The sequence below is a fragment of the Ramlibacter sp. WS9 genome (assembly GCF_003797765.1).
In the GTDB taxonomy this organism is placed as follows: Bacteria; Pseudomonadota; Gammaproteobacteria; order Burkholderiales; family Burkholderiaceae_C; genus Ramlibacter.
Window position 1 is genome coordinate 558,874 of record NZ_RKMB01000001.1, and the last position, 22,708, is coordinate 581,581.

23 protein-coding genes are annotated in these 22,708 nt (G+C 65.0%); 18 read left to right on the forward strand and 5 right to left on the reverse strand.

What is annotated here, in order from left to right; genetic code table 11:
* The first annotated feature begins 1 nt into the window (after position 1).
* The 6 genes from EEB15_RS02565 to EEB15_RS02590 all read left to right on the forward strand — a co-directional run bounded on the left by EEB15_RS02565 (position 2) and on the right by EEB15_RS02590 (position 7,585).
* Positions 2 to 1,003, forward strand: a complete 1,002-nt coding sequence (locus tag EEB15_RS02565; RefSeq protein WP_255466275.1) for an asparaginase — start codon at positions 2 to 4, stop codon at positions 1,001 to 1,003.
* Positions 1,004 to 1,016: 13 nt separating this feature from the next.
* Positions 1,017 to 2,159: a transporter substrate-binding domain-containing protein gene (locus EEB15_RS02570; RefSeq protein WP_141507945.1), complete on the forward strand. Its 1,143-nt coding sequence runs from the start codon at positions 1,017 to 1,019 to the stop codon at positions 2,157 to 2,159.
* Between the two features lie 2 nt (positions 2,160 to 2,161).
* The gene (locus EEB15_RS02575; RefSeq protein ID WP_141507946.1) at positions 2,162 to 2,803 is read left to right on the forward strand and encodes an ANTAR domain-containing response regulator; all 642 of its coding nucleotides are present in this window, start codon (positions 2,162 to 2,164) and stop codon (positions 2,801 to 2,803) included.
* Positions 2,804 to 3,078: 275 nt separating this feature from the next.
* Positions 3,079 to 5,469: a S8 family peptidase gene (locus EEB15_RS02580; protein WP_141507947.1), complete on the forward strand. Its 2,391-nt coding sequence runs from the start codon at positions 3,079 to 3,081 to the stop codon at positions 5,467 to 5,469.
* 124 nt (positions 5,470 to 5,593) lie between these two features.
* Positions 5,594 to 5,962 carry a hypothetical protein gene (locus tag EEB15_RS02585; RefSeq protein WP_141507948.1) on the forward strand — a complete coding sequence of 123 codons (369 nt, stop codon included), beginning with the start codon at positions 5,594 to 5,596 and terminating at the stop codon, positions 5,960 to 5,962.
* 66 nt (positions 5,963 to 6,028) lie between these two features.
* A complete protein-coding gene (locus EEB15_RS02590) occupies positions 6,029 to 7,585 on the forward strand; it encodes an acyl-CoA synthetase (RefSeq protein WP_141507949.1) in 1,557 nt (518 codons plus the stop codon).
* Between the two features lie 20 nt (positions 7,586 to 7,605).
* On the opposite strand, the gene EEB15_RS02595 is transcribed toward EEB15_RS02590, so the two are convergent.
* Positions 7,606 to 8,352 carry a DUF2182 domain-containing protein gene (locus EEB15_RS02595; RefSeq protein WP_233259315.1) on the reverse strand — a complete coding sequence of 249 codons (747 nt, stop codon included), beginning with the start codon at positions 8,350 to 8,352 and terminating at the stop codon, positions 7,606 to 7,608.
* A gap of 120 nt (positions 8,353 to 8,472) precedes the next feature.
* On the opposite strand from EEB15_RS02595, the gene EEB15_RS02600 reads away from it, so the two are divergent.
* Positions 8,473 to 9,087: a DUF1326 domain-containing protein gene (locus tag EEB15_RS02600; protein WP_141507950.1), complete on the forward strand. Its 615-nt coding sequence runs from the start codon at positions 8,473 to 8,475 to the stop codon at positions 9,085 to 9,087.
* Between the two features lies 1 nt (position 9,088).
* On the opposite strand, the gene EEB15_RS02605 is transcribed toward EEB15_RS02600, so the two are convergent.
* Both EEB15_RS02605 and EEB15_RS02610 read right to left on the reverse strand, forming a co-directional pair.
* Entirely contained in the window at positions 9,089 to 9,361 is a 273-nt protein-coding gene (locus EEB15_RS02605) for a hypothetical protein (protein ID WP_141507951.1), read from the reverse strand.
* Positions 9,362 to 9,462: 101 nt separating this feature from the next.
* On the reverse strand, positions 9,463 to 10,410 hold the full coding sequence (locus EEB15_RS02610; protein WP_158289967.1) for a LysR family transcriptional regulator: 948 nt from the start codon (positions 10,408 to 10,410) through the stop codon (positions 9,463 to 9,465).
* A gap of 107 nt (positions 10,411 to 10,517) precedes the next feature.
* On the opposite strand from EEB15_RS02610, the gene EEB15_RS02615 reads away from it, so the two are divergent.
* The 8 genes from EEB15_RS02615 to EEB15_RS02650 all read left to right on the forward strand — a co-directional run bounded on the left by EEB15_RS02615 (position 10,518) and on the right by EEB15_RS02650 (position 18,121).
* Entirely contained in the window at positions 10,518 to 11,516 is a 999-nt protein-coding gene (locus tag EEB15_RS02615) for a tripartite tricarboxylate transporter substrate binding protein (RefSeq protein WP_158289968.1), read from the forward strand.
* 10 nt (positions 11,517 to 11,526) lie between these two features.
* Positions 11,527 to 12,570 carry a 2Fe-2S iron-sulfur cluster-binding protein gene (locus tag EEB15_RS02620; RefSeq protein ID WP_141507954.1) on the forward strand — a complete coding sequence of 348 codons (1,044 nt, stop codon included), beginning with the start codon at positions 11,527 to 11,529 and terminating at the stop codon, positions 12,568 to 12,570.
* Complete coding sequence (locus EEB15_RS02625; protein WP_141507955.1) at positions 12,567 to 13,085, forward strand: VOC family protein; 519 nt, start codon at positions 12,567 to 12,569, stop codon at positions 13,083 to 13,085. The genes EEB15_RS02620 and EEB15_RS02625 overlap by 4 nt, the downstream gene beginning before the upstream one ends.
* 107 nt (positions 13,086 to 13,192) lie before the next feature.
* Positions 13,193 to 14,146 carry a fumarylacetoacetate hydrolase family protein gene (locus EEB15_RS02630; RefSeq protein WP_141507956.1) on the forward strand — a complete coding sequence of 318 codons (954 nt, stop codon included), beginning with the start codon at positions 13,193 to 13,195 and terminating at the stop codon, positions 14,144 to 14,146.
* 49 nt (positions 14,147 to 14,195) lie between these two features.
* On the forward strand, positions 14,196 to 15,320 hold the full coding sequence (locus EEB15_RS02635; protein WP_233259316.1) for a porin: 1,125 nt from the start codon (positions 14,196 to 14,198) through the stop codon (positions 15,318 to 15,320).
* 7 nt (positions 15,321 to 15,327) lie between these two features.
* The gene (locus EEB15_RS02640) at positions 15,328 to 16,353 is read left to right on the forward strand and encodes an ABC transporter substrate-binding protein (RefSeq protein WP_141507957.1); all 1,026 of its coding nucleotides are present in this window, start codon (positions 15,328 to 15,330) and stop codon (positions 16,351 to 16,353) included.
* Positions 16,350 to 17,423 (forward strand): gentisate 1,2-dioxygenase, encoded by a 1,074-nt coding sequence (gene gtdA, locus EEB15_RS02645; RefSeq protein WP_370283292.1) that lies wholly within the window; start codon positions 16,350 to 16,352, stop codon positions 17,421 to 17,423. The genes EEB15_RS02640 and gtdA overlap by 4 nt, the downstream gene beginning before the upstream one ends.
* Complete coding sequence (locus EEB15_RS02650; protein ID WP_233259317.1) at positions 17,420 to 18,121, forward strand: fumarylacetoacetate hydrolase family protein; 702 nt, start codon at positions 17,420 to 17,422, stop codon at positions 18,119 to 18,121. The genes gtdA and EEB15_RS02650 overlap by 4 nt, the downstream gene beginning before the upstream one ends.
* 79 nt (positions 18,122 to 18,200) lie before the next feature.
* Here the strand turns inward: EEB15_RS02650 and EEB15_RS02655 are convergent, their stop codons facing one another.
* Both EEB15_RS02655 and EEB15_RS33565 read right to left on the reverse strand, forming a co-directional pair.
* Positions 18,201 to 18,581, reverse strand: coding sequence for a Rap1a/Tai family immunity protein (locus EEB15_RS02655; RefSeq protein WP_141507958.1), 381 nt, complete (start codon positions 18,579 to 18,581; stop codon positions 18,201 to 18,203).
* 64 nt (positions 18,582 to 18,645) lie between these two features.
* A complete protein-coding gene (locus EEB15_RS33565) occupies positions 18,646 to 18,813 on the reverse strand; it encodes a hypothetical protein (protein WP_158289969.1) in 168 nt (55 codons plus the stop codon).
* Between the two features lie 329 nt (positions 18,814 to 19,142).
* Here EEB15_RS33565 and EEB15_RS02660 point away from each other — a divergent pair, with 329 nt between their 5' ends.
* The 3 genes from EEB15_RS02660 (at position 19,143) to tcuB (ending at position 22,692) form a co-directional block, all read left to right on the forward strand.
* Positions 19,143 to 20,069, forward strand: a complete 927-nt coding sequence (locus EEB15_RS02660) for a LysR substrate-binding domain-containing protein (RefSeq protein WP_141507959.1) — start codon at positions 19,143 to 19,145, stop codon at positions 20,067 to 20,069.
* A gap of 75 nt (positions 20,070 to 20,144) precedes the next feature.
* On the forward strand, positions 20,145 to 21,557 hold the full coding sequence (gene tcuA, locus EEB15_RS02665) for an FAD-dependent tricarballylate dehydrogenase TcuA (protein ID WP_141507960.1): 1,413 nt from the start codon (positions 20,145 to 20,147) through the stop codon (positions 21,555 to 21,557).
* Complete coding sequence (tcuB, locus tag EEB15_RS02670) at positions 21,544 to 22,692, forward strand: tricarballylate utilization 4Fe-4S protein TcuB (protein ID WP_141507961.1); 1,149 nt, start codon at positions 21,544 to 21,546, stop codon at positions 22,690 to 22,692. Before tcuA ends, tcuB begins: the two co-directional genes overlap by 14 nt.
* Positions 22,693 to 22,708 lie beyond the last annotated feature (16 nt).

Here is a 22,708-nt window from a genome sequence, read left to right on the forward strand (position 1 = left end):
CGTGTTGCAAGCCGTTCGCCCATCCTTGCCAGTCTGCCAGCTCATCGCGACGGGAGGAACCATTGCGATGAGGAAGGACCCGAGCAGCGGTGCGGCCGTGCCCGCCCTGTCCGGGGAAGACCTGATCGCCGCCGTGCCGGGCCTGGAGGGCCTGGCGGCCGTCGAGCTGCTCAACTTCTCGAACGTGCCGTCCGACTACATGGACCCGACGCGCTGGGTGGCCCTTGGTCGCGTCGTGGAGCGCGAACTGCAGCGGCCGGGCATCGCCGGCGCGGTGATCTCGCACGGCACCGACACGCTTGAAGAGGCGGCCTGGTTCCTCGACCAGACACTGGAGACCGACAAGCCCGCCGTAATCGTCGGCGCGCAGCGCAACGCCTCCGAGCCGGACTTCGATGGGCCGCGCAACCTGGAGGCGGGTATCCGCACCTGCATCGCATCGGCCGCGCGCGGGCGCGGCGTGCTGGTCGTCATGAACGACAGCATCCATTCGGCCCGGCACGTCACCAAGAGCCATACGAGCGCGGTGCAGGCCTTCGAGTCCGGCGAGGCCGGAATCGAAGGTTTGGTCGAAGGCGGGCAGGTTCACTTCTACCGACCGGCCGCGAACCGCAAGCCGATCCCGCTGCGATCCGAGCTGCTGCCCCGGGTGGACATCGTCCCCATGTACGCGGGCGCCGACGGTTCCCACGTGCAATCGGCCGTGCAAAGCGGTGCGAAAGGCGTCATCATCGAAGCACTGGGGCTCGGGAACGTGAACATGGACATGTACGCCGCCATCGTCGAAGCCATCCGCGCGCAAGTCGTCGTGGTCATTGCCTCGCGCTGTGGCCGGGGCCGCGTCCGTCCGGCGTACGGGTTCGAGGGCGGCGGCCACAGCCTTCACGAAGCCGGCGCGCTGTTCGCGGGCGACCTCAGTGCGCGCAAGGCGCGGATTTCCACCATGCTCGCGTTGCAGGCGGCGATGGCGCCGGCGGAAATGCAAGCCCATTTCAACAGCTAGCCATCAAGCGCATATGGACACGCAAACTCCTTCCGACACCGGCTGGCGCATCGGCATCTTGTTTTCGCGCTCGGGCGCGACGGGCGTCACCGAGTCCGAGCACTTCTTCGGCACCGCCTTGGCCATCGAGGAGATCAACGCTGCCGGTGGCGTGCTGGACCGGCCGCTCGTGCCCACCGCCTACGACCCCAAGGGCGACTCCGACGAGTACCGGCGCCTGGCCAGCAAGCTGCTGGTCGAAGACGAGATCAACGTCATCTTCGGCTGCTCGCGTTCGTCGAGCCGCAAGGCCGTGCTGCCCGTCATCGAGCGCAACAACGCGCTGCTGTGGTATTGCTCGTTCTACGAAGGCTTCGAGTACTCGCCGAATGTCATCTACACCGGCGCCGTCCCCAACCAGAACAGCGTGCAGCTCGCGGCTTACCTGCTCCAGCATCGCGGCAAGCGCTTGTTCCTGGTCGGCGCCGACTACATCTATCCCCGCGAGTCGAACCGAATCATGCGCGACGTGGTGGAGCAATACGGCGGCGAAATTCTCGACGAGCTGTACCTGCCGATCGAGGCCGGCCGCGAGGAATTGCTGGACGTCATTCGCGCCATTCGCGAGGCGCAACCGGATGTTGTCTTCTCGACCTTGGTGGGCCAGTCGGCGCGCCTGTTCTACCAGCTGTACCGCGAGAACGGTATTGATCCGAAGACCATCCCGATCGCCAGCCTTTCCATGGCCGAAGAGGAGATCCGCCTGATCGGCCCGGCCCTGTGCGAGGGGCACATCACGTCAGCGACGTACTTCTCGTCGCTCAAGAACGAGAGCAATGCGCGCTTTCGCGAGCTGTGGGCGAAACGCTTTGGCGACCGGCCGACGAGCACTTGGTCTGAGATGGCCTATTCGCAGGTGCACTTGTTTGCGCGCGCGCTGCAGCGGGCCGGCAGCCTGGACAGGCGAAAACTGGTCGAGGCCGCGCGGGCTGTGCAGTTCGATTCACCGGAAGGCATCATCTCGGTGGACCCGGAGAACAACCACTGCGCGTTGACGCCGCGCATCGGGGTGTGCAAGAGCGATGGCGAATTCGACGTGGTGTGGGAAAGCAACGCGCCGGTCAAGCCCGAGCCCTACCTCACCACCTTCGGCTTCACGGAGTTCTGGTTGCGCTGATCATGAGCTCGAACCTGCGCCGCCTCTATGAAGACCTACGCAGCATTTGCGTGGTTGTGATCTATCCGCCCGGCGAAGACCGCGACGTGGTGGTGCAGCAACTGCAGCGCATCGGCTGCCGCCTGAAGCTCGTCTGGCCTTTCCCGGCCGAGCCGCCGAAGGACGCGGACGTGATCTTCTTTCGAGTGTCGCAAGAGCTCGAAGGCAACACCGGTTGGTCAGCCACCGCGGTGAACGCCGCGTTCGTCGCGTTGTCCGACTACGAAAGCCCGACGACCTTGAAGCTGCTGCTGGACACGCATGCCCACGGCGTCATCACCAAGCCGTTCCGTTCTGCCGGCATCTTCAGCACGCTCGTGCTCGCGCGTTCGTCGCACAGCTTCCAGGAGCGGCAGCAGGGCAAGATCGACAAGCTGGAAGCGACGATGAAGTCGCGCAGGCAGATCGAGAAGGCCATCCGCGTGCTGATGGACAGCCAGAGCATGAGCGAGACGCAGGCCTATGAGCACATGCGGTCGAAGGCGACGAACCTGCGGATCACGGTGGGCGAGGTGGCGACCATGGTGACCGAGGCGCACGAGACGATGGAGCGTCTGGGCATCGGCAGCCCGGCCGGCGCAAAGGGCGCGAGCAGGAAGCCTTGAAAGGCGTTCGGTAAGCGCAGCGCGGCAAGGCAGCAGCGTTACAACTCCTATCCATTCCTTGACCACGTTCTCCTCCAGTTGGAGGATGCGCCCGCTTGGCGAGACCGCGCAGAGTGGCTTGCCATTGAACAAGCGACTTGACGGGGGGATGAAAAAGTGGCGCCCACCTCTGGTGGGTCCCTTGCCCGTCAAAGCGCCGGCGCCACAAAACGCGGTGCCTGAATGGCGATAGCACGCATCTTGTGCGTTCCACCATTGTTACCAAGGAGGTCATCATGAACCAGGAAGTAACCGGCAAAAAACTGCAGCGCGAAACCGTTCGCGGCGCGCCCATGCGACCCATGAGCGGCGACGCGATGAAAGGGGGCCGGCCATCCGGCATGGCAGTGGTCCGGCTCGTGGGCGAAGCGAGCGGCATCGGAAAGGACAAGGCGGCGGACACGCTCGCCGAGCAGGCCAAGCTGTATCAGTTGAAGGGACTGGCCCATCTGCTGGACAGCGCGGGCTCGCCGCATTCCCACCGGCTGGTGCATTCGATCCCCGCCGAGAAGCTGCTGGAGATGGAGCGCGAAGCGGCGCAGACCAAGTATCCGCCGCTGCACAGCCTGACGCAGTATTGGCGGCTGGACCTGCGCGAACTCGCCCGCGACCAGGTCAGCCGCCTGATCGAGTCGCTGTCGTCGTTGCCGGAGGTGGACAAGGCATGGGAAGAGCCGCTTTCCACCTTGCCGCTGGTGACGCCGGGCGATGACGCGTACAACGCCGGACAGGACTACCAGGACGCCGCGCCGATGGGTATCGACGCCCGCTGGATGTGGACGCAGCCCAACGGCGAGGGCACCGGCATCGGCGTCGTCGACGTCGAGGGCGGCTGGCGCGTGACGCACGAGGACCTCGTGGCCAAGGCGCCCACGGTCATCCACGGTGTGCAGTACGCAAGCTGGGAGGACCACGGCACCGCGGTGCTGGGCGAGATCGTCGCCTCGGACAACATGGCCGGCGTCGTGGGCTCCGCTCCCTCGATCAGTTCTGTCAGGATGAGTTCGATCTACGATGCCGGTGGCGTCCAGCACGTCACCGACGCGCTCGCGGCGGCCGTGGCGGCGATGTCGGTCGGCCAGATCATGTTGATCGAGTTGCAGACTGCGTTCCTGCCCGTCGAGACGCTCGATGACCGGCTCGACGTGATCCGCCTCGCCACGGCGCGCGGCATCATCGTGGTCGAGGCCGCGGGCAACGGCGACAGCGATCTCGACGCGTGGAGCACCGGCGGGCTGCAGCGGCTCAATCGCGCGTCGCCCAACTTCGTGGACTCGGGCGCCATCATGGTCGGCGCCTGCGTGTCCACCGTGCCGCACGACCGCTGGTGGGCTTCCAACTTCGGCAGCCGCATCGACTGCTTCGCCTGGGGCGAGAACGTCACCTCTACCGGCTACGGCGACCTGGACAACGGCGGCGGCAACGCCGACAGGTGGTACACCGACACGTTCCAAGGCACCAGCAGCGCCTCGCCGATCATCGTCAGCGCGGCCGCGCTGGTGCAGTCCAACTACCAGGCGGCGACCGGCACACTGCTGTCGCCGGGCCAGATGCGTTCGCTGCTTTCCAACCCGGCCACCGGCACCGCGCAGGGCGGCGGCGTGGCGGGCGCGATCGGCGTGATGCCCGACCTGAGCGCCATCGTGCCCACGCTGGGCGTGCTGTGCGACATCTACCTGCGCGACGCGGTGGGCGACACAGGCGCCATTCCCTGGGGCGGGTCGATCTCCGGTAGCCCCGACGTCATCGTGCGCCCGTCGCCCGTGGCCGACCCGCAGCTGACCTACGGCGAAGGCAGCGGCACGGAGAACTCCGCAACGTTGGGCTACGAGGTCGAGTCGGGGCAAGAGAACTCCATCTACGTGCGCGTGCGCAACCGCGGCGGCGCAGCGGCGGCCAACGTCGTGGCGACGGTGTACTGGAGCGAAGTGGCAACGCTGATCACGCCTTCGACGTGGAACCTGATCGGCACCGTGACGCTGCCCACGGTTCCTGTCGGCGACGTGCTGACGGTGTCGCCGCGCCTGGCCTGGCCCAACGCGGGCATTCCCGGCATCGGCCACTACTGCTTCGTCGCCACGCTGCAGACCCCGACCGACCCGGCGCCGCCGACGCCCGGGCCGCTGGACTGGGCATCGTTCCAGGACATGATCCGCGCCCACAACAACGTCACGTGGCGCAACTTCAACGTCATCAACGACCTGCCGGATGCGCCCAACGCCACACCGTCATTCGCCTTCAAGATGGCCGGCGCGGACGACCGGGCGCTGCCTTTCGCTTTCGAGATCGAGCGCAAGTTGCCGGCCGACGCGGTGCTTGAACTCGAAGGTCCCTTGGGCTTGCTCGTGGGCCTGAAGGGTGAGAACCCGTGGAAGATCGTGCGTGGCAAGAAGAACGAAAACGCGCGCCTCGTCCTGCCGACGCTCCCGCGCATCAAGCTGGAGCAGGTGCGCATCCCGCGTGGCGGCCGCATCCCGTGCGTGTTCAAGATCCATACGCGCAAGGGAAAGGTAGCCTACGGGCACGGTGTCGCGATCCGGCAGATGTACCGGGGCGAGGAGGTTGGGCGCATCCAGTGGCAGTTCGCGCCCGAGGCTTGCTTGTGCAACGACAAGAAGAAGCATTAGGCGGTCAGTTCCCATGACCTGAGTTGCCTGGGCCGGCGTAGCCGGCCCAGGCGCCAGCGCTATCGGGGAGAATGCAATCCAGTCCGACGGACTCAGCCGATCCAATCCGAACGTCGCATCACTCGTGCCCCTGCAATACCTCGACTTCGACTTCAGCGACGAAGACTCCGGCCGCGGAACTTTCGACGCGATGGCGTCCGTCCTGCCGGATCGACTACCCGCGTTGCTGGCGGAATTGGCGCAGGTGCTGCGATGGGCCTTCGACGCATTCGGTCGCCCTGGCCCGCTGGACGAAGGCGGCGAGTGGGACTGTGAAATGCAGGGCCTCATCGAGCCCGGCACGCCGCTTGCGATCTCCTATGACGAGCGCCGGGGCGAAGTCCAGCTGGCGCCTGCCCCGGGTGGCGAGGCACGCACCACGTTGACGCTCACGCTGAGCGGTTCGCCGGCGTTCTGCGAGGCTTTCCGCGCCGAATTCGAAGTCGACAGTTAGACCGGTGACCGCCTCGGCAGCAGCTTGCCTTACGATGCCACGAAGACTCACCCTCGTGGAGACGCCATGGACCCCGCCATCCGCCGGCAGACGATTGCCGACCTGCTGCACCGCACCGCCAAGCGCAGTCCGCGCAAGGCCGGCCTCGTTTGCGGCGCCACGCACTGGACCTTTGCCGAATTCGACGCGGTGGTCGACCGCGTGGCGGCCGGCCTCGCGGGCATGGGCGTTGGCCACGCCAGCCGCGTGGCCGTGCTGGCGCGCAACTCGCATGGTTTCGCGGCGCTGCGGTTCGCGCTGGCGCGGCTGGGCGCGGTGCTGGTGCCGATCAACTTCATGCTGAAGGCCGAGGAAGTCGCGTACATCCTCAAGCACGCGGGGGCGCAGACCCTGGCCACCGACTCCGGCCTGGCCGACACCGCGCGCGCCGCCGCGGCCATGGGCACGGCCGTAAAGCAGTTCATCTGGCTGCCGTCCGAAGACCCGTCACAACCGGTGGCGGGCATGACATCGTTCGACGACCTGGCCAAGACCGAAGGCGCGCCGCCCGAAACGCCGAACCTCGCCAGCAACGACCTGGCCCAGATCGTCTACACCAGCGGCACCGAGTCCATGCCCAAAGGCGCGATGCTGACGCACGACGCCGTGATCTGGCAGTACGCCAGCTGCGCGGTGGATGCCAGCATCGCGCATGGCGACATGATGCTGCACGCGCTGCCGCTGTACCACTGCGCGCAGCTGGACGTCTTCCTGGGCCCGGCCATCTACGTGGGCGCGACCAGCATCGTCACCGCCAAGCCGACCCCCGACAACCTGCTGCCGCTGATCGCCCAACACAAGATCACCAGCTTCTTCGCGCCGCCCACGGTGTGGATCGCGCTGCTGCGCTCGCCGCTGTTCGACAGCACGGACATGAGCACGCTGCGCAAAGGCTACTACGGCGCGTCCATCATGCCGGTGGAAGTGCTCAAGGAGCTGGCGCGCCGGCTGCCCGATGTCGGCTTCTGGAACCTGTATGGCCAGACCGAGATCGCGCCGCTGGCCACCATGCTCGGCCCCGACGATCAGTTGAGAAAGCCCGGCTCCTGCGGCCGCGCCGTGCTGAACGTGGAAACACGCGTGGTCGACGACGACGGCCGCGACGTGCAGCCCGGCGGCGAAGTCGGCGAGATCGTGCACCGGTCGCCGCACCTGATGCTGGGCTACTTCAACGACGAAGAGAAAACGAAGGCCGTGTTCCGCGATGGCTGGTTTCATTCCGGCGACCTGGCCACCATCGACGAGGAGGGCTTCATCACGGTGGTGGACCGCAAGAAGGACATGATCAAGAGCGGCGGCGAGAACGTGGCGAGTCGCGAGGTGGAAGAGATGATCTACCGCATTCCCGCCGTGTCGGAAGTGGCCGTGATCGGCGTGCCGCACCCCAAGTGGGTGGAAGCCGTGGCGGCGGTAATCGTGGTGAAGGCGGGGATGACCTTGTCGGAACAGGAAGTCATGGACCACTGCAACCAGCACATGGCCGGGTTCAAGGCGCCGAAGAGCGTGGTGTTCGCGGAGAGCCTGCCGAAGAATCCGTCGGGGAAGTTGTTGAAGAGGGAGTTGAGGGAGCGGTATGGGCAATAGGCCCCCATCGGTCGGGCACCTTAGATCCCGATAAGGGCCCACCGGATCACGCCGGCCCCGATCAATCCCACGCCCAACACTCCGCCAATGCGGTCCCCGAAAGGCGCGAGCTTTTCGATGGCCACCGCGACAGCGAGTGCCGCCACCCAGGGCACGTTCATCGCGCCGCCAACGAAAAGCAGCGCCATCAGCGCCCAGCAGCAGCCAAGGCACAGCTGGCCATGCCGCACGCCCATGCGGAACGCGCCGCGCACGCCGGGGCGCCATTCGCCAAGCAGAAACGCCAACGGCGTGCGGCAGGACGCCAGGCACACGCGCTTGAGCGGCGAAAACTGATACAGGCCGGCGACGATGAGCAGCACGACGGTGGCGGCTGCCGAGCTCCTCAATGCCATCGCGTCGAGCGCCCCGTAACGCTGCAGTGTCCATTGACCGGCCGTGCAGGCCGCAGCGAATGCCAGCCAGACGAGCACGTAGGCCGCGACGAACGCATGCGCCCTGGCCGGTTGGCGGTTGCGCTGCGCGACCTGCACGAACGTGACGATCATCGGCAGCGCGGAGGGCAACATCATCGCGACCATCATCACGGACCACATGCTCCACACCGCGAGCACCGTGGACGCGCTCCACTCGGGCGACATCGGCATGACGAGCTGCGCGAGCGGCGTTTCCATGTCGGTTGCCAGCCAGGCGAGGAACAGCCACGCTGCAGCACTGACGCCGAGCAGGAGCAGCGCTCCGACGGGATGCTCGCGGATGACTCTCACCTTCTCAAGATGGTCGATACACGCAACGCTGTCAATGCGAAAGAAGCGACACGCTGAGCTTGCAGTGCCCACGTCCACGGCGTAACTTGAAGTTCGGTGTCATTTGCAAGGAGCACGGTCATGTCCAGCTGGAGCATCAAGGGGCAATACATGGAGACCTGCAACTGCACGCTGCTGTGCCCATGCATCTGGTCGAACATGACGGCGCGGCCCACGGAAGGCGATTGCAAGGCCGCTGTGGCCATGCGCATCGAGCAGGGCCAGAAAGACGGCGTCAAGCTCGACGGCTTGTCGTTCGTCGTCATGCTGCATTCACCCGGAGCGATGGGCGAAGGCAACATCACGGTCGGGCTGATCGTGGACGATGCCGCGGACGACAAGCAGGTGGACGCGATCCGGTCCATCGCGACGGGCGAAGCGGGCGGCCCGATGGCCGCGCTGGCGCCGCTCGTCGGCAAGGTGGCCGGCATCGAGAAGCGGCCGATCCAGTTCACGCAGCAGGGCCTGAACTACTCACTCAAGGCGGGCGAACTGGTGGACCAGGCCTGCGAGGGCCTGGAAAGCGCGGTCACGCCGGGAGAGGCGATCGGCGTCGACAACGTGGCGCATCCGGTGAACACACGCTTGTCGCTGGCGAAGGCGACACGCAGCAAGTTCCACGCGTTCGGCATCGACTGGGAGGACACCAGCGGCACGCGCAACGGACACTTCGCGCCGTTTGCCTGGGCTGCGTGACTCAGGTGTCGTGAAGCACTTCCTCGCGCTGGGGCGGTGTGAGCGTTTCGGGCGGCAGCTTGCGCAGCCAGGCCTGGGCAAAGTCGGCCTCATTCCCGACCGCCCCGTACTCGGTGATGAGGCCTTCTCCGTGGCAACGCCAGATGCGGCCGTGCTCGCTGTGTTCGCCGCGCACCTGCCCGACAGTGACGAGCTTGCCCACATTGGGTCCCTTCGGGCCCAAGGCGCCTGCGATCACTTCGCACCGGTCGCCGGTCTTGATTGGTTCGTTCATGCTGCAGTGTGCCTGTTCCTTGGCCGAGGGCTCACGGATCAGCTCCTTCATGAAGTGAAGGTGCTTATTCTGCGCCGGACGGGTCGGAAGCGGGCGTCTCTTCAAATACTTCCAAGCGCGTCGCGCAGATAGTCCAAGAACACGCGTGTCCTTGCAGGCAAAAACCGCGTGGCAGTAAGGGCGTGGATCGGAAGTGCCGTTGCACGCCAGCCCTTGAGAACAAGGGCGAGCCGGCCGGCGGCCACTTCCTCCCGACACAGGTCTTCCGGAAGAAGCGCGATGCCCGCCCCTGCGATCGCAAGCCGCTGAATGACGCCGATGCTGTTGAGAACAAGCCCGCTTTCGACTTTCACCAGGAGCCGCTCGCGACCGCGACGCAGGTCCCATGTGGCCAGCGCCTCGCCCGTGTGCGGACGCGCCACGATGCACGCGTGCTCAGACAGCTCGTGGGGCGTGGCTATTGCTCCCCGGCCGGCAAGGTAGGAAGGCGCTGCATAGAGCTGCGACACCACGTCCGTCAGCTTGTATGCCGTGAGCCCCGAATCCACAAGTTGGCCGATGTGGATGGCGATGTCGCAGTGCTCCGTGAGCGGATCGACGCTGCGAGCCGTGAAGTCGAACTCGAGCAGCATCTTCGGATGGCGCGCCCGAAATTCGGGCAGGGTCTTGACCAATCTCAACGCGAAGTCGGGAGTCATTGCTACGCGCAGATGACCGCTTGCCTCAACGCGGCTGCCCAGCAACCCCTCATGCGCGTTCTCCACGGCCTCCAGGATCTGCTGGCATTGCGCGAAGTACGCCTGGCCTTCGTCAGTCAGTTCGATCTTCTTGGTGGTCCGCTTCAGAAGCCGCAAACCCACTTCGGCTTCCAGCATGGAAACGCGGCGCGACACCGTCGACTTTGGCATTTCCAACGCGGCGGCCGCGCGAGAGACGCTCTTCAGGCGGGCCACCTCGGTGAATACAGCGATGCCGCGCAGCAAATCGGGCTTCATGACGTCTAGCTTGCCTCCAAAAATCGGGCTGCCATTGTTCAGCCCATGGAACACGGATTTCCATTTTGCCAGTCTTGTGCAACTGGATGCATAGCGGAAGAATCCATCCTGCTAACCGAGTAACGCGGCAGACGCTCACTGCCCTCGACAGGAGACACAAGATGATCAAGAACAGCACGTCGTTCATACGCCGGGATGCCCTGAGGCGCCTCGGAGGATTCGCACTGGCCCTGGGCGCGGCGGGCCGCTCCCTGGCGCAGGGCGCGACCGCAAAACCAATCCGCATCATCTCGCCTTACGGCGCCGGCCTCGGACCCGACGGCACCATGCGCCTGCTGGCCGAAAAGCTCTCGAGCCAAACGGGCCGGCAGGTGGTGGTGGATTCGCGGCCCGGCGGCAACGGGCTCGTTGCCGTGAACGCCCTGAAGCAGGCTCCGGCAGATGGCCACACGCTCCTCTTCGTGAGCAACGCGCACCTCACGATCAATCCCCACTTGTTCTCCTCTTCCGCCTACAAGCTGGGGGGGGTTCTGGAGCCCGTCTCCACCACGTACCGGGCGCCGTTCTACGTCGCCGTGGGCAGCGGGAGTCCGTACAAATCCCTTTCGCAGATGGTCGCGCAAGCCAAGGCGAATCCAGGACGCCTCTCGTACTCCGTCCCCTACATCGGCAGCCCGCCGCACTTGGGCGGCGCACTGCTCGAGCACCTGACGGGGACGCAGATGATCCCGATCCCCTACAAGGACGCCCAGCTCATGACTGCGGTGGCGACCGGTGAAGTGGACTTCACGATCGCCACGCTCGGCTCCCTTGCTCCCCTGGTGAAGGGCGGCAAGCTACGGCTGCTCGCGATCGCACAGCCGATTCGATCGCGCGCGGAACCAGACGTCCCGACGGCGGCGGAATCCGGCGGCCCCAAGGATCTCGTCGTGCAGTCTTGGGTCGGCTTGGTCGCGCTCAAGGGCACGCCCGCCGACGTGTTGCGGCGCGTCAGCGAGGAAGTGCGCCGCGCACTCGCGTCTCCCGAAATCATCGAGCGGTATGCGGCCGCAGGTTACGCGCCGGCCGGGAGCACACCTGCCGAATTTGCCCAGCTGATCAAACAGGACGACCAGTTCTATGCCGGCCTCATCAAGCGGATCGGCATGAAGACTGAATGACACACCAGCCATGAATTTCCAGATCACCTTGTTCCCCAGCGGGAAGACCTACGAGTGCGCCTCGGGCTCGAGAGTCCTCGACGCGGGCCTGGATGCCGGCCTGAACCTGCCGCACAGCTGCCGCGCAGGCAACTGCGGCAGTTGCGTGGCACGCGTCGTCCAGGGCAGTGTTGACCATGGCGCGGCGCATCCTGCTTACCTCACAGAGACGCAGAAAGCGGCCGGCTACACCTTTCTGTGCTGCGCAAAGCCGCTATCCGACGTTGTCGTGCAAGTTCAGGAACTGGTCCTGCATCTGACCAAGCCGCGCACGATGCCGTGCCGGATCAAGCGCATCCGCCGGCCTGCCCCGGATGTGGCCATCCTGGAGCTGCGGCTGCCCTTGAACGAGAACCTGATGTTCGCGGCCGGCCAGTACATCGAATTCATCCTGCCGCAAGGCGCGACCCGGAGCTACTCGGTGGCCAGCGTGCCTTCGCCTGAGGGCGTGATCAATGTGGAGCTGCACCTGCGGCACTTGCCCGGCGGTTCGTTCACGGATCGGGTCTTCGGCTCCATGAAGGAAGGCGAAATCATGAACATCCGAGGCCCGCTGGGCACCTTCTACCTGCGTGAAGAGACGCAGGCACCGGTGATCTTCCTCGCGACGGGCACGGGCATCGCCCCCGTCGCATCGATCCTGGGATACATGGCGCGCAATCGCATACGCCGCGATGTCTCCGTCTACTGGGGTGCGCGCCGCAAAGAGGATCTCTACTTCGACGAGGCCATCCAGCATTTGGCGGAGCAGACGGGCGCCAGCTATGTCCCGGTGCTATCACGCCCGCCGCAGGATGGACGCTGGACAGGGCGCACCGGCCATGTGCAGGACCTTGCGCTTCAGGACCATCCAGATCTGCGCGAGTTCGAAGTCTACGCATGCGGCGCGCCGGCGATGGTTGCGTCGGCGCGCGAACTTCTTGTCGGGGCTGGCGGTCTCCTGGAGACTGCCTTCCATTCCGACGCATTCATTACCGAGCGCGAGCGCCACATCGCCGAAGGAGCTATCGCATGAGGATCACGGACGCACTCGTCGAATATAGAAACCCCGCATCGGTGGTGAACCCCGAGTACCTGTCGCATGGCACGTTGCAGTGCTACAGCTTCGCGCGGTCACGGCCGTTCTACGAAGACTTTCTGGGCTTGCAATGCGTCCGCCATTCCAGTGCGTCGATGGCGCTGCGTTGCGGCCTTCGATTTCACGTCGTGTGCATCGAAGCCGGTGACGAGCTGCAGCCCGCGTCCATCGACAACCACTGGGGGTTCGATCTGTCTTCGGTGGAAGAGGTCGACCGTGTCTGGCGTGCCGCACAGGAGCTGAAGGACAAGTACGGCATCCGCCAGATCTTCGACGCCGTCAAGCGCCACGGCGTGTACGGGTTCTACCTGGAAGACTTCGACCATAACTGGTGGGAGTTCCAGTTCTACGACGGCGTGCAACACGACGACATGTTCGACTTCGGCGACCGCTACCAAGGCTCGGCTCTGGCGAACGAAGTCCGCTCGGCAGGCGACGACCCGGTCCCGTAGAGCCCGCGCCCCGCGCCCAACTACCTGCTCTCCTGACACAGCTCACCGGATTCCCGATGGGCCAGGGCAGCGCTTTGCCCAACTCCTGCTTATTCAGAACGCAACCCATGAAATACCAACTGTTCACATACGACACCGATGAGCGCACGCGCGCGGGCCTCACCCTCGGCTCCGACTGGTTCGACCTCGCCAGCCTGGCGGGCATCACCGGTCATGACGGACTCACAGACGTCGGCGTCGACGACATAGTGGCCCGCTGGCACATCACGGCACCGCAGCTGGATGCACTCGTGGCAGAGGTCGGCGCCAACCGTGACCGGTTTGCGGGCGAAGCGCTTGACTCGGCGAGTCTCGTGCTTTGCTCGCCCTTGGTGCGACCGGGCGCGATCTACGCCGCAGGGGCCAACTATCGGGACCACGTGGAAGCCATGGGACGCGCGCTGAACCAGAAGGTCGTCCTCGATCCGAAGAAAGAAGGGATTCCGCCCTGGCACTTTCTGAAGGCAGGTCCGGCGACATTGGCGGGACACCGCGGGGAAGTTATCGCGCCCGCGAATGCGGAGCGCCTCGACTGGGAGGCTGAGTTGGCCGTCGTGATCGGCCGGCGCGCCAGGGCCGTCAGCGTTGATCACGCATTGGAGTATGTCGCAGGCTACATGTGCGCCAACGACCTTTCCGCGCGCGACCTCGGTATACGCACGCGCGTCGACCCGACTTCGCCTTTCCGCTTCGACTGGGTCGGCCACAAGTGCTTCAACGGCTCGTGCCCGCTGGGGCCCGTCTTCACACCGGCGCAGTTCGTCGAGTCGCCCGAAAACCTGGACATCCGCCTGTGGTGCAACGGGGAGTTGAAGCAGAACTCCAACACGCGAAATCACTTGTACGGCGTGGCGGACCAGATCGCGTACCTCAGTTCGCGCATCGACCTGCTGCCCGGCGACGTGATCTTGACCGGCACGCCCGCGGGCACCGGCACGGAGTCGGGCGTGTTCCTCAAGCGCGGCGACGTGCTGAAGGTTTCCATCGAAGGGCTGGGCGAGCTCGAGACACGGATCGTGTAGCAGGCCCTCATTGACGACCCACGAATCACCAACAACACAGGAGACAAACGTGAACATTTTCAAGAACGCCCTCATGGTGGCCGGCACGGCCGTGGCGTGCGGCACAGCCAGCGCTCAGCCGGCAGTGACCATCAACGGCGTGGTTGACGCCGCCGTCTTCAGCGGCAAGGGCGAGAGCACCGGCGTGAAGGCCGCCGACGCCAACCGCAAGGGCGTGCTCAACGGAGGCATGACGACGAGCCGGTTGAGTTTTCAAGGTTCCGAAGACCTCGGAGATGGCCTGTCCGCCTTCTTCGAGTTGTCCGGCTTTATTCGATTGGACACGGGCGCTGTCGGCCGCAGCGACGCCATCGGACCGCCGGTCAACGTGGGTGCGGATCCGTTCTTCTCGCGCCTGTCGTTTGCGGGCCTGCGCAACCCGTCCTGGGGCAGCTTGCGCATGGGCCTCGTTTCGACGCCGATGTTCATCAATTCCATTACCACCAACGCGTTCGCTGATTCGATGGTGCTGTCGCCGATCCAGTTGGTGACATTCGCAGGCGGCCCGCTGTCCGGCGGCACCGGCTGGGCCAACAGCATCGCTTACGACAGCCCGAACTGGTCGGGGTTCACCTTCGCGCTCTTGGGCTCGGCCTCGGAGAACCAGGGCGGCAACAACGTCGGCGGGCGCGTGCGATACGGGCAGGGCGACTTCAGCACCTCGCTGGCGTGGCAGAAAGTCAAGAAGAACCCCCTCACGTTCGCGGACGGCACCTCGCCGAACGACACCACGGCCTGGCAACTAGCGGGCACTTACGACTTCAAAGTGGCCAAGCTGTTCGCACATGTGGGCGAGATCAAGAACAACGGGACGGACGCCGCCCGGCTGGACATCACCTACAGGATCTGGGATCTGAGCGCTGCAATTCCCGTCGGTGGCACCGGCAGTGTCTTGGTCGGCTACGCGAACCGGAAGACCCGTGACGCCGTGGCCCCGGTCCCTGCAACCGCGAGCGGCGGCAATCTGGAACGCAAGGTGTTCACTCTGGGGTACGACCACTACTTGTCCAAGCGAACCGATCTCTACGCTGCCTATACGCTCGACAGGACCTTGACCAACACGTTGCCCGCACCCGGCAGGGCCGTCTCCGCGCGAGGCAACATGCTCGCGCTCGGCATGCGTCATCGCTTCTGAGCGGCCTATGCTGATTCGCTCAATCCTCACCGTCTGCCTAGCGGCACTGCTGTCCGCTTGCACGACCACGCGACCGGCACTTGCACCCGAGGGAAAGCCGCTGCGTGTCGTGGCTTTCCCTGGCGGTTCGAACTGGCCGCTTTGGGTCGCGATGGACAAGGGCTTCTTTGCGGCAGAAAAGCTGAAGGTGTCAATCACTCCGACGCCGGACTCCACCTTCCAGATGAAGGGCCTGATCAACGGTGACTTCGATGTGGCGATCACCGCTATGGACAACGTGATCGCGTACCGCGAAGGGCAAGGCGCGGCAGGCGTGATCGGCCCGGATCTCGTGGCCGTCATGGGCCTGGACCCGGGATGGCTTCGCGTGGTCGCGGACCCGCAAATTCGCAGCTACGCCGCGCTGCGCGGAAAGGTCGTTGCCGTGGATGCACTGACCACTGGCTATGCCTTTGCGCTGCTGGAAATGCTGGAACGCAACGGCTTGGTGCTGGGACGCGACTACGAGGTCGCGCCGGCAGGCGGAGCGATGCAGCGCTACGAGTCATTGCTGCAGCGCAAGTATGCGGCGTCCTTGCTGCTGGCGCCGTTCGATCTCCTGGCGCAACAGCAAGGCTTCAATGTGCTGGGCAAGGCGGACGAAGTGCTCGGTCCTTACCAGGGCGCTGTTGCGGCCGTACGCCAGGGCTGGGGGCGCTCGAACGCTTCGCAGTTGACGGGTTTTATCCGGTCCGGCGTACGTGCCATCGACTGGTTGCAAGACCCGGCCAACAAGGAAGAAGCCCAGCGAATCTACTTGTCGCGAATGCCGCCAGGTACGCCGCCGCAGGCGGCTGCAACCGCATACCGCGCCATTCTGGTCGATGCGAAGGGCTATCAGCGCGGCGCGCAGATTGACTTGCGGGGCGTCGAAACCGTCATCCGGCTGCGCGCCAAGCACGGCCGCTCAGGCGCCGCCCTGCGCGAGGCAACCCATTACTACGACCCCAGCTTTCGAAACGCGGCCATGCCGGACCGCCAGGGAAACCCATGAACATGACTATTGAACAGGACGACGGTTTGGTCGCCACCGTCGATCGAGAAGCTGAAGCCGGGCGAATGGACTTCTACCGCCGCGCTCGGGGCAAGAACCTGGCGCCGCTGTGGCGTGTGCTGCACGGCCTCGTCACCGAGCAGCCTGTACCGCGATGCGCGCCCGTCCTCTGGCGTTACAGCGAACTGCGTCCCTATCTCATGGAGTCCTGTGACCTGATCTCCACGCAGGAAGCGGAGAGACGCGTGATGGTTCTTGAAAACCCAGGACTGCCCGGCCAATCGCGCGTGACGCAAAGCCTCTACGGCGGGCTGCAGGTCCTCTTGCCAGGCGAAACGGCACCGCCGCACAGGCACGCCGCCTCGGCCCTGCGCTTCATCATCGAGGGAACTGACGCATACACCGCCGTTGCCGGGGAGAAGACGATGATGGAACCCGGGGATTTCATCATCACACCCTCCATGGCCTGGCACGACCACGGCAACGATGGCGCCGCGCCCGTGGTGTGGCTGGATGGTCTGGACATGCACATCGTCAACACCTTGGCAGCCAGCTTTCGTGAGAACTATCCCGCCCCGACGCACCCCATCGAACGGCCCGAGGGTGCCGCGATGGCGGAAGTGGGCAGCAACCTGGCGCCGCTCGGCCAAACCTACGCAAGCCAGACCTCGCCGATCTTCAACTATCCGTATCGGCGCACGCGCGAGGCGATCAGTGCGATGGCGTCGTTCCGCAAGCCGGACCCGTGCCATGGGTTCAAGATGCGCTACCTCAATCCGCTCACCGGTGGCTGGGCCATCCCGACGATCTCCACGACGATGCAACTGCTGCCCCACGGTTTCGAGACGCGCGGCTACCGCTCGACGGACAGCACCGTGTTCGTGGTGGTTGAGGGCGAGGGCGTTTCGAAGATCGGCGAACTGGAGTTCCACTGGGGCCCGAAGGACATCTTCGTCGTTCCGAGCTGGATGCCGGTACAGCACCTGGCGTCGCAAGATGCATTCCTATTCGGTTACTCCGACCGCGTCGTCCAGGAGAAGCTCGATCTGTTCCGGGAGGAGGCGCTGTGAGCGAATCAATGATGTTTAACCTGGCGCCGTCCTTCATTCCCCTCACGGGCGAGGACAGGCGCTTCCCCGTCCGCCGAATCTATTGTGTCGGGCGTAACTACCTGGACCATATCCGCGAGATGGGCGGCGACGAGCGGGAGCCACCATTCTTCTTCCAGAAGCCGGCCGACGCACTCGTGCTGGACGGTGCTTGCGTTCCCTATCCTTCGGCCACTGAGGACTTCCAGCATGAAGTCGAGCTGGTGCTGGCGATCGGGACGCGGGGGCGCAACATCGAAACGGGCGATGCCGCGCGCTTCGTGTGCGCGGTGGGTGTCGGCATCGACCTGACCCGCAGGGATTTGCAGTTGAAAGCGCGGGACCGGGGGCGGCCGTGGGAGCCCGGCAAGTCGTTCGACCACTCGGCGGTTTGCAGCGAGCTGTTGCCCTGGGCCGCGCCGCATCTCCCTGAGCATGGCCTGATTGAGCTGTCCGTGAATGATGAAGTGCGTCAAACCGCCGATCTGGGACAACTGATCTGGAGCTGCGCCGAGATCGTGAGCCAGCTTTCGCGCCAATACCTCCTGATGCCCGGGGACCTCATCTACACGGGCACGCCCGCCGGCGTCGGCGCATTGCGGCCTGGGGACCAGGTGGTCGCGGAGGCGCAGCAGATCGGAAGCGTTCGAATATCCATTGGGGAGCCCGCCGCGGGCTGAACGCCCACATCGGGCTGCTACAAGGCTCGCTAACCCGAGGCGGTAGCGTGCTTCGGAGTCAAAACTTCAGCCGCACGACTCAGCATGGAAACGCTTTCACCATCGAGCCGAATATGACCGCGGTGGCACCTCGCTGACGTTCAGCCGGGTTGGCGGTCAGATACTGCTTCACGGCGTCTGAAAGTTGTCCGTTGGTCACTCCGCGCGGCAGGCAGTAACCCATCATGCGTCCGGCAGCGCCCATGGTCATCTTCTTCCCCGTCGCGGTTTGATGGCCGAAGGCAAAGCCTTCCTGGATGCCGTCGACCGTCCCTGCAATGAACATCATTGCGCCGTTTTGCCGGAGTGCGGTTCCCTTCGACATCGCCTCAAAAAGTTCGGTTCCGTTCTCGAAGGCGTGGGCGTTCGCCGACAGGGCGGCCAGCAAGGCCAGGCAGGTAAGTGAAGTCGCTCGATTCATCGCGTGCTTTTCTCCTCGGACGAGAACGCCATGATCCGCATGGGCACGGTACAACAATGAAACATCAATGTGAAACGCCGGCAGGGGTCTCCAGGATGCCCGGATAGTACTTGGCAGATCCCTTGAACTCCGTCATGCCCATGTCGCGATTGCGCACGCTGAACGAGCAATGCACCCAGCCGGAGTACGCCTGTCCCGGAACAAAGTTTTCAAGGATCAACTGAGCCGGCATGCGGAGGCACTTCGCGCCCAGCTACCGAGCACTTGTGCGTATGGCTGCGTCTGCGCCGCTGTGTCCGCAGCGCCGGATGCAGCGCGTGCGCCGAGCAGCAACCAAAAAACGAGGGAATGCCTGGACATGTCCGCCGATTCTGACGTGGGACGCATGAACAGGCAAGGAACGGACAGGCAGCCTGCGTGGTGCCCGAACTGCAGTCGCGCGGTGCGTACAAGACAAGTTATGCGCAGGGGACGTTGCGCGAGAAGCTGTTCGCCATCCGCCGCCCTTAGGACGAGTTTTTTCCTGATGGCTGAGAATGCGGGCTAAGGCGGGCCGACCAGATGGAATTGAGACAGCTCCGGTATTTCGTCAAGACTTGCGAGCTAGGCAGCATGGGCCGCGCTGCGGCGGAGCTCGGCATCAACACTTCGGCGCTTAGCCAGCAGATCAGCCGGCTTGAAGGCGAACTGAGCACCCGGCTCCTGCAACGCCTCTCCACGGGCGTCGCACCGACCGCCGCCGGGCTGGCCTTCTTTCATCAGGCACAACTCACGTTGCGAAGCGCCGACGCTGCGGTTGTCGCGGCCAAGCGCGGGCGGCTCTCCGGTCATGTCAGCGTAGGCCTCGCCCCGACAACCGCATCGGTGCTGGGTGTCCCGCTCTTGAAGGCCATGCGCGAGTCGTACCCGGATATTCGCCTGCACATGGTGGAGTCGCTCTCGGGCCATCTGGCGACCATGCTGCAGCTGCGGCAACTTGACCTCGCAGTCTTGTTCCAAACCAACGCTTCTCGCAGCTGGAGTGTTGCCCCTTTGCTGGAAGAAAAACTTTACGTGATCGCATCACCTGCGATTCCACAACGACCCGTTGGCGCCAAGGTGCGGCTCTCCCAACTCGGTGGCCTGCCTCTGATCCTTCCGAGCGCCAATCACGGGTTGCGGGCAACGCTGGTGGCCGCGTTTGCGCGGGCTCGTATCGAGCCCGACATCGTGGCCGAGATCGACGGACTGGCGTTGCTGATGGATGCCGTGCGCGCCGGGCTGGGAGCCACCATCCAACCGGGGGCAGCCATTGTGGGCTACGCAGGGGACGACTTTCGGCACTGCCAGATCGCCGACGCGCACGTGGGGCGCCGCAACCTGCTGGTCAGCCTCTCTGACGATGAACTTTCTCCGGCCGCGCTGGCCACCCGGGTCGTCATCACCGATACCGTCCGCAAGCTGGTCGAGGGCGGGCTATGGACGGGCGCAAGTCTTCTCGATTGCTGAACACCCGTTGATCGAACGGGGCTGTCGCCTGGAGAGCCGACTCACTACAGTCGGTCCATACCCAAGGAGACATGTGTGATCGATGTGCTGGTGGTCGGTGGCGGAAACGCCGCGCTGTGCGCCGCGCTCATGGCGCGAGAGGCCGGCGCCAGCGTGTTGCTGCTGGAGAGCGCGCCGCGTGAATGGCGCGGCGGCAATTCCAGCCATACCCGCAACCTGCGCTGCATGCACGATGCACCGCAAGACGTGCTGGTCGACGCCTATCCGGAAGAAGAGTATTGGCAGGATCTGTTGAAGGTGACCGGAGGCCGCACCGACGAACGTCTTGCACGCCTGGTGATTCGCGCGTCGTCGAGCTGCCGGGACTGGATGCGCAGTCACGGTGTGCACTTCCAGCCGCCGCTCTCGGGCGCATTGCATGTCGCGCGCACCAACGCGTTCTTCATGGGCGGTGGCAAGGCACTCGTCAATGCGTATTTCCGCAGCGCCGAACGGCTCGGTGTGCAGATCCGTTACGAGACGCCTGTGGCGTCGGTGGAAATGGACGGAGACCGATTCGTCGCTGTGCACACCGGGCGCGGTGAGCGCGTCGAGGCGGCGAGTTGCGTGCTGGCCGCCGGCGGATTCGAATCGAATCGCGAGTGGCTGCGCGAAGCGTGGGGCCAGAACGAGCGCGGCGAGTGGCCGGCCGACAACTTCCTCATCCGTGGAACACGCTTCAACCAGGGCGTGCTGCTCAAACACATGATCGATGCCGGCGCCGACTCGATCGGTGACCCGTCGCAAGGCCACATGGTCGCCATTGACGCCCGTGCGCCGCTCTACGATGGCGGCATCTGCACACGTATCGATTGTGTGTCACTGGGCGTCGTCGTGAACCGCGACGCGCAACGCTTTTATGACGAGGGTGAGGACTTCTGGCCCAAACGCTACGCCATCTGGGGCCGGCTGGTCGCGCAGCAGCCAGGGCAGGTGGCCTGGTCGATCATCGACCAGAAAGCCGTCGGGCGCTTCATGCCGCCGGTGTTCCCTGGAACCACAGCGGCATCGCTTCCGGAGCTCGCGGGCAAGCTCGGCCTGGATGCGGACACCTTTACCCGAACGATTGCCGACTACAACAGGGCTTGCCGCATGGGCAGCTTCGATCACACGGCACTGGATGATTGCCACACCGAGAATTTGGTGCCGGCCAAGACCCATTGGGCCCGGCCAATCGATACGGCTCCCTTCTACGGCTATCCCGTCAAGCCGGGCATCACCTTCACGTACCTCGGGCTGAAGGTGGACGAGACGGCGGCGGTACGTTTCGGGGGCCGTCCCAGCCCCAACCTCTTCGTCGCGGGTGAAATGATGGCCGGCAACGTGCTGGGCCAGGGATACACCGCGGGCGTGGGCATGAGCATCGGCACAGCCTTCGGCCGCATTGCAGGAACAAGCGCCGCACGGGCCGCCGCCGCGGCCAGAACGGAGCAGCATGCAACAGCTTGAAGCGCGTCGCGTCATCCCGATCCTCACGGCCAAGGAATCCGAAGTCGGCCGCCAGATGCAGATCTGCAATTCGTGCCGCTACTGCGAAGGCTTTTGCGCGGTGTTCCCCGCGATGACGCGCCGGCTGGAGTTCGGCAAGGCCGACATTCACTTCCTGGCGAACCTGTGCCACAACTGCGGCGCCTGCCTGCACGCCTGCCAGTACGCGCCGCCTCACGAGTTCGGCGTCAACGTTCCGAAGGCCATGGCCGAAGTGCGGGGGCAGACCTATGTCGACTACGCCTGGCCGCCCGCGCTGGGCCGGCTTTACGAACGCAACGGCCTGACCGTCTCGGTGGCGCTGGCTGCGGGGCTCGCGCTGTTTCTCATCCTGGCGGTCGCCCTGAACGGAACACTGTGGGACGCGCGTCTCGGCGGCAACTTCTACCGCTTGTTCCCGCACAACCTGCTGGTCAGCTTGTTCGCCCCGGTGTTCCTGTTCGCCGCGCTGGCGTTGACGATGGGCGTGCGGCGTTTCTTGAGCGACATCGCGCCGGCCACCAGCGGGGCGCCGGTGTCCGCGCCCGCGGCGGCCGAGGCCGCCGGTGCCGTGTTGCGCCTCAAGTACCTGGGCGGTGGACACGGCAAGGGCTGCAACAACGAGGACGATGCCTACGCGCTGTCGCGGCGCCACTTCCACCACCTGACTTTCTATGGCTTCATGCTCTGTTTCGCGGCCACCAGCGTGGCCACGATCTACCACTACGTCTTCGGTTGGGTCGCCCCTTATGAGTGGCCCAGCCTGCCCAAGCTGCTGGGGGTGGCCGGTGGCGTGTGCCTTGCCGCCGGCACGGTCGGCCTCTGGCACCTGAACCGCAGGCGCCATCCGCTGCACGGCGACCTTGCGCAAAAGCCGATGGACCTGGGCTTCATCGCATTGCTATTCCTCACCAGTGTGAGCGGTTTGGCGCTGTGGCTGGGGCGCGCCACCCCGGCGCTGGCCGTGCTGCTGTGCCTGCACCTGGGCGCCGTGATGGCGCTCTTTGCGACGCTGCCTTACGGCAAGTTCGCTCATGGCGTCTTTCGCACGGCCTCGCTGTTGCGTCATGCCACCGAAAAGCGCAAGCCCAATCCGGTCGGCCTGGCTGCCGACTGACGATTTCATTCAACGA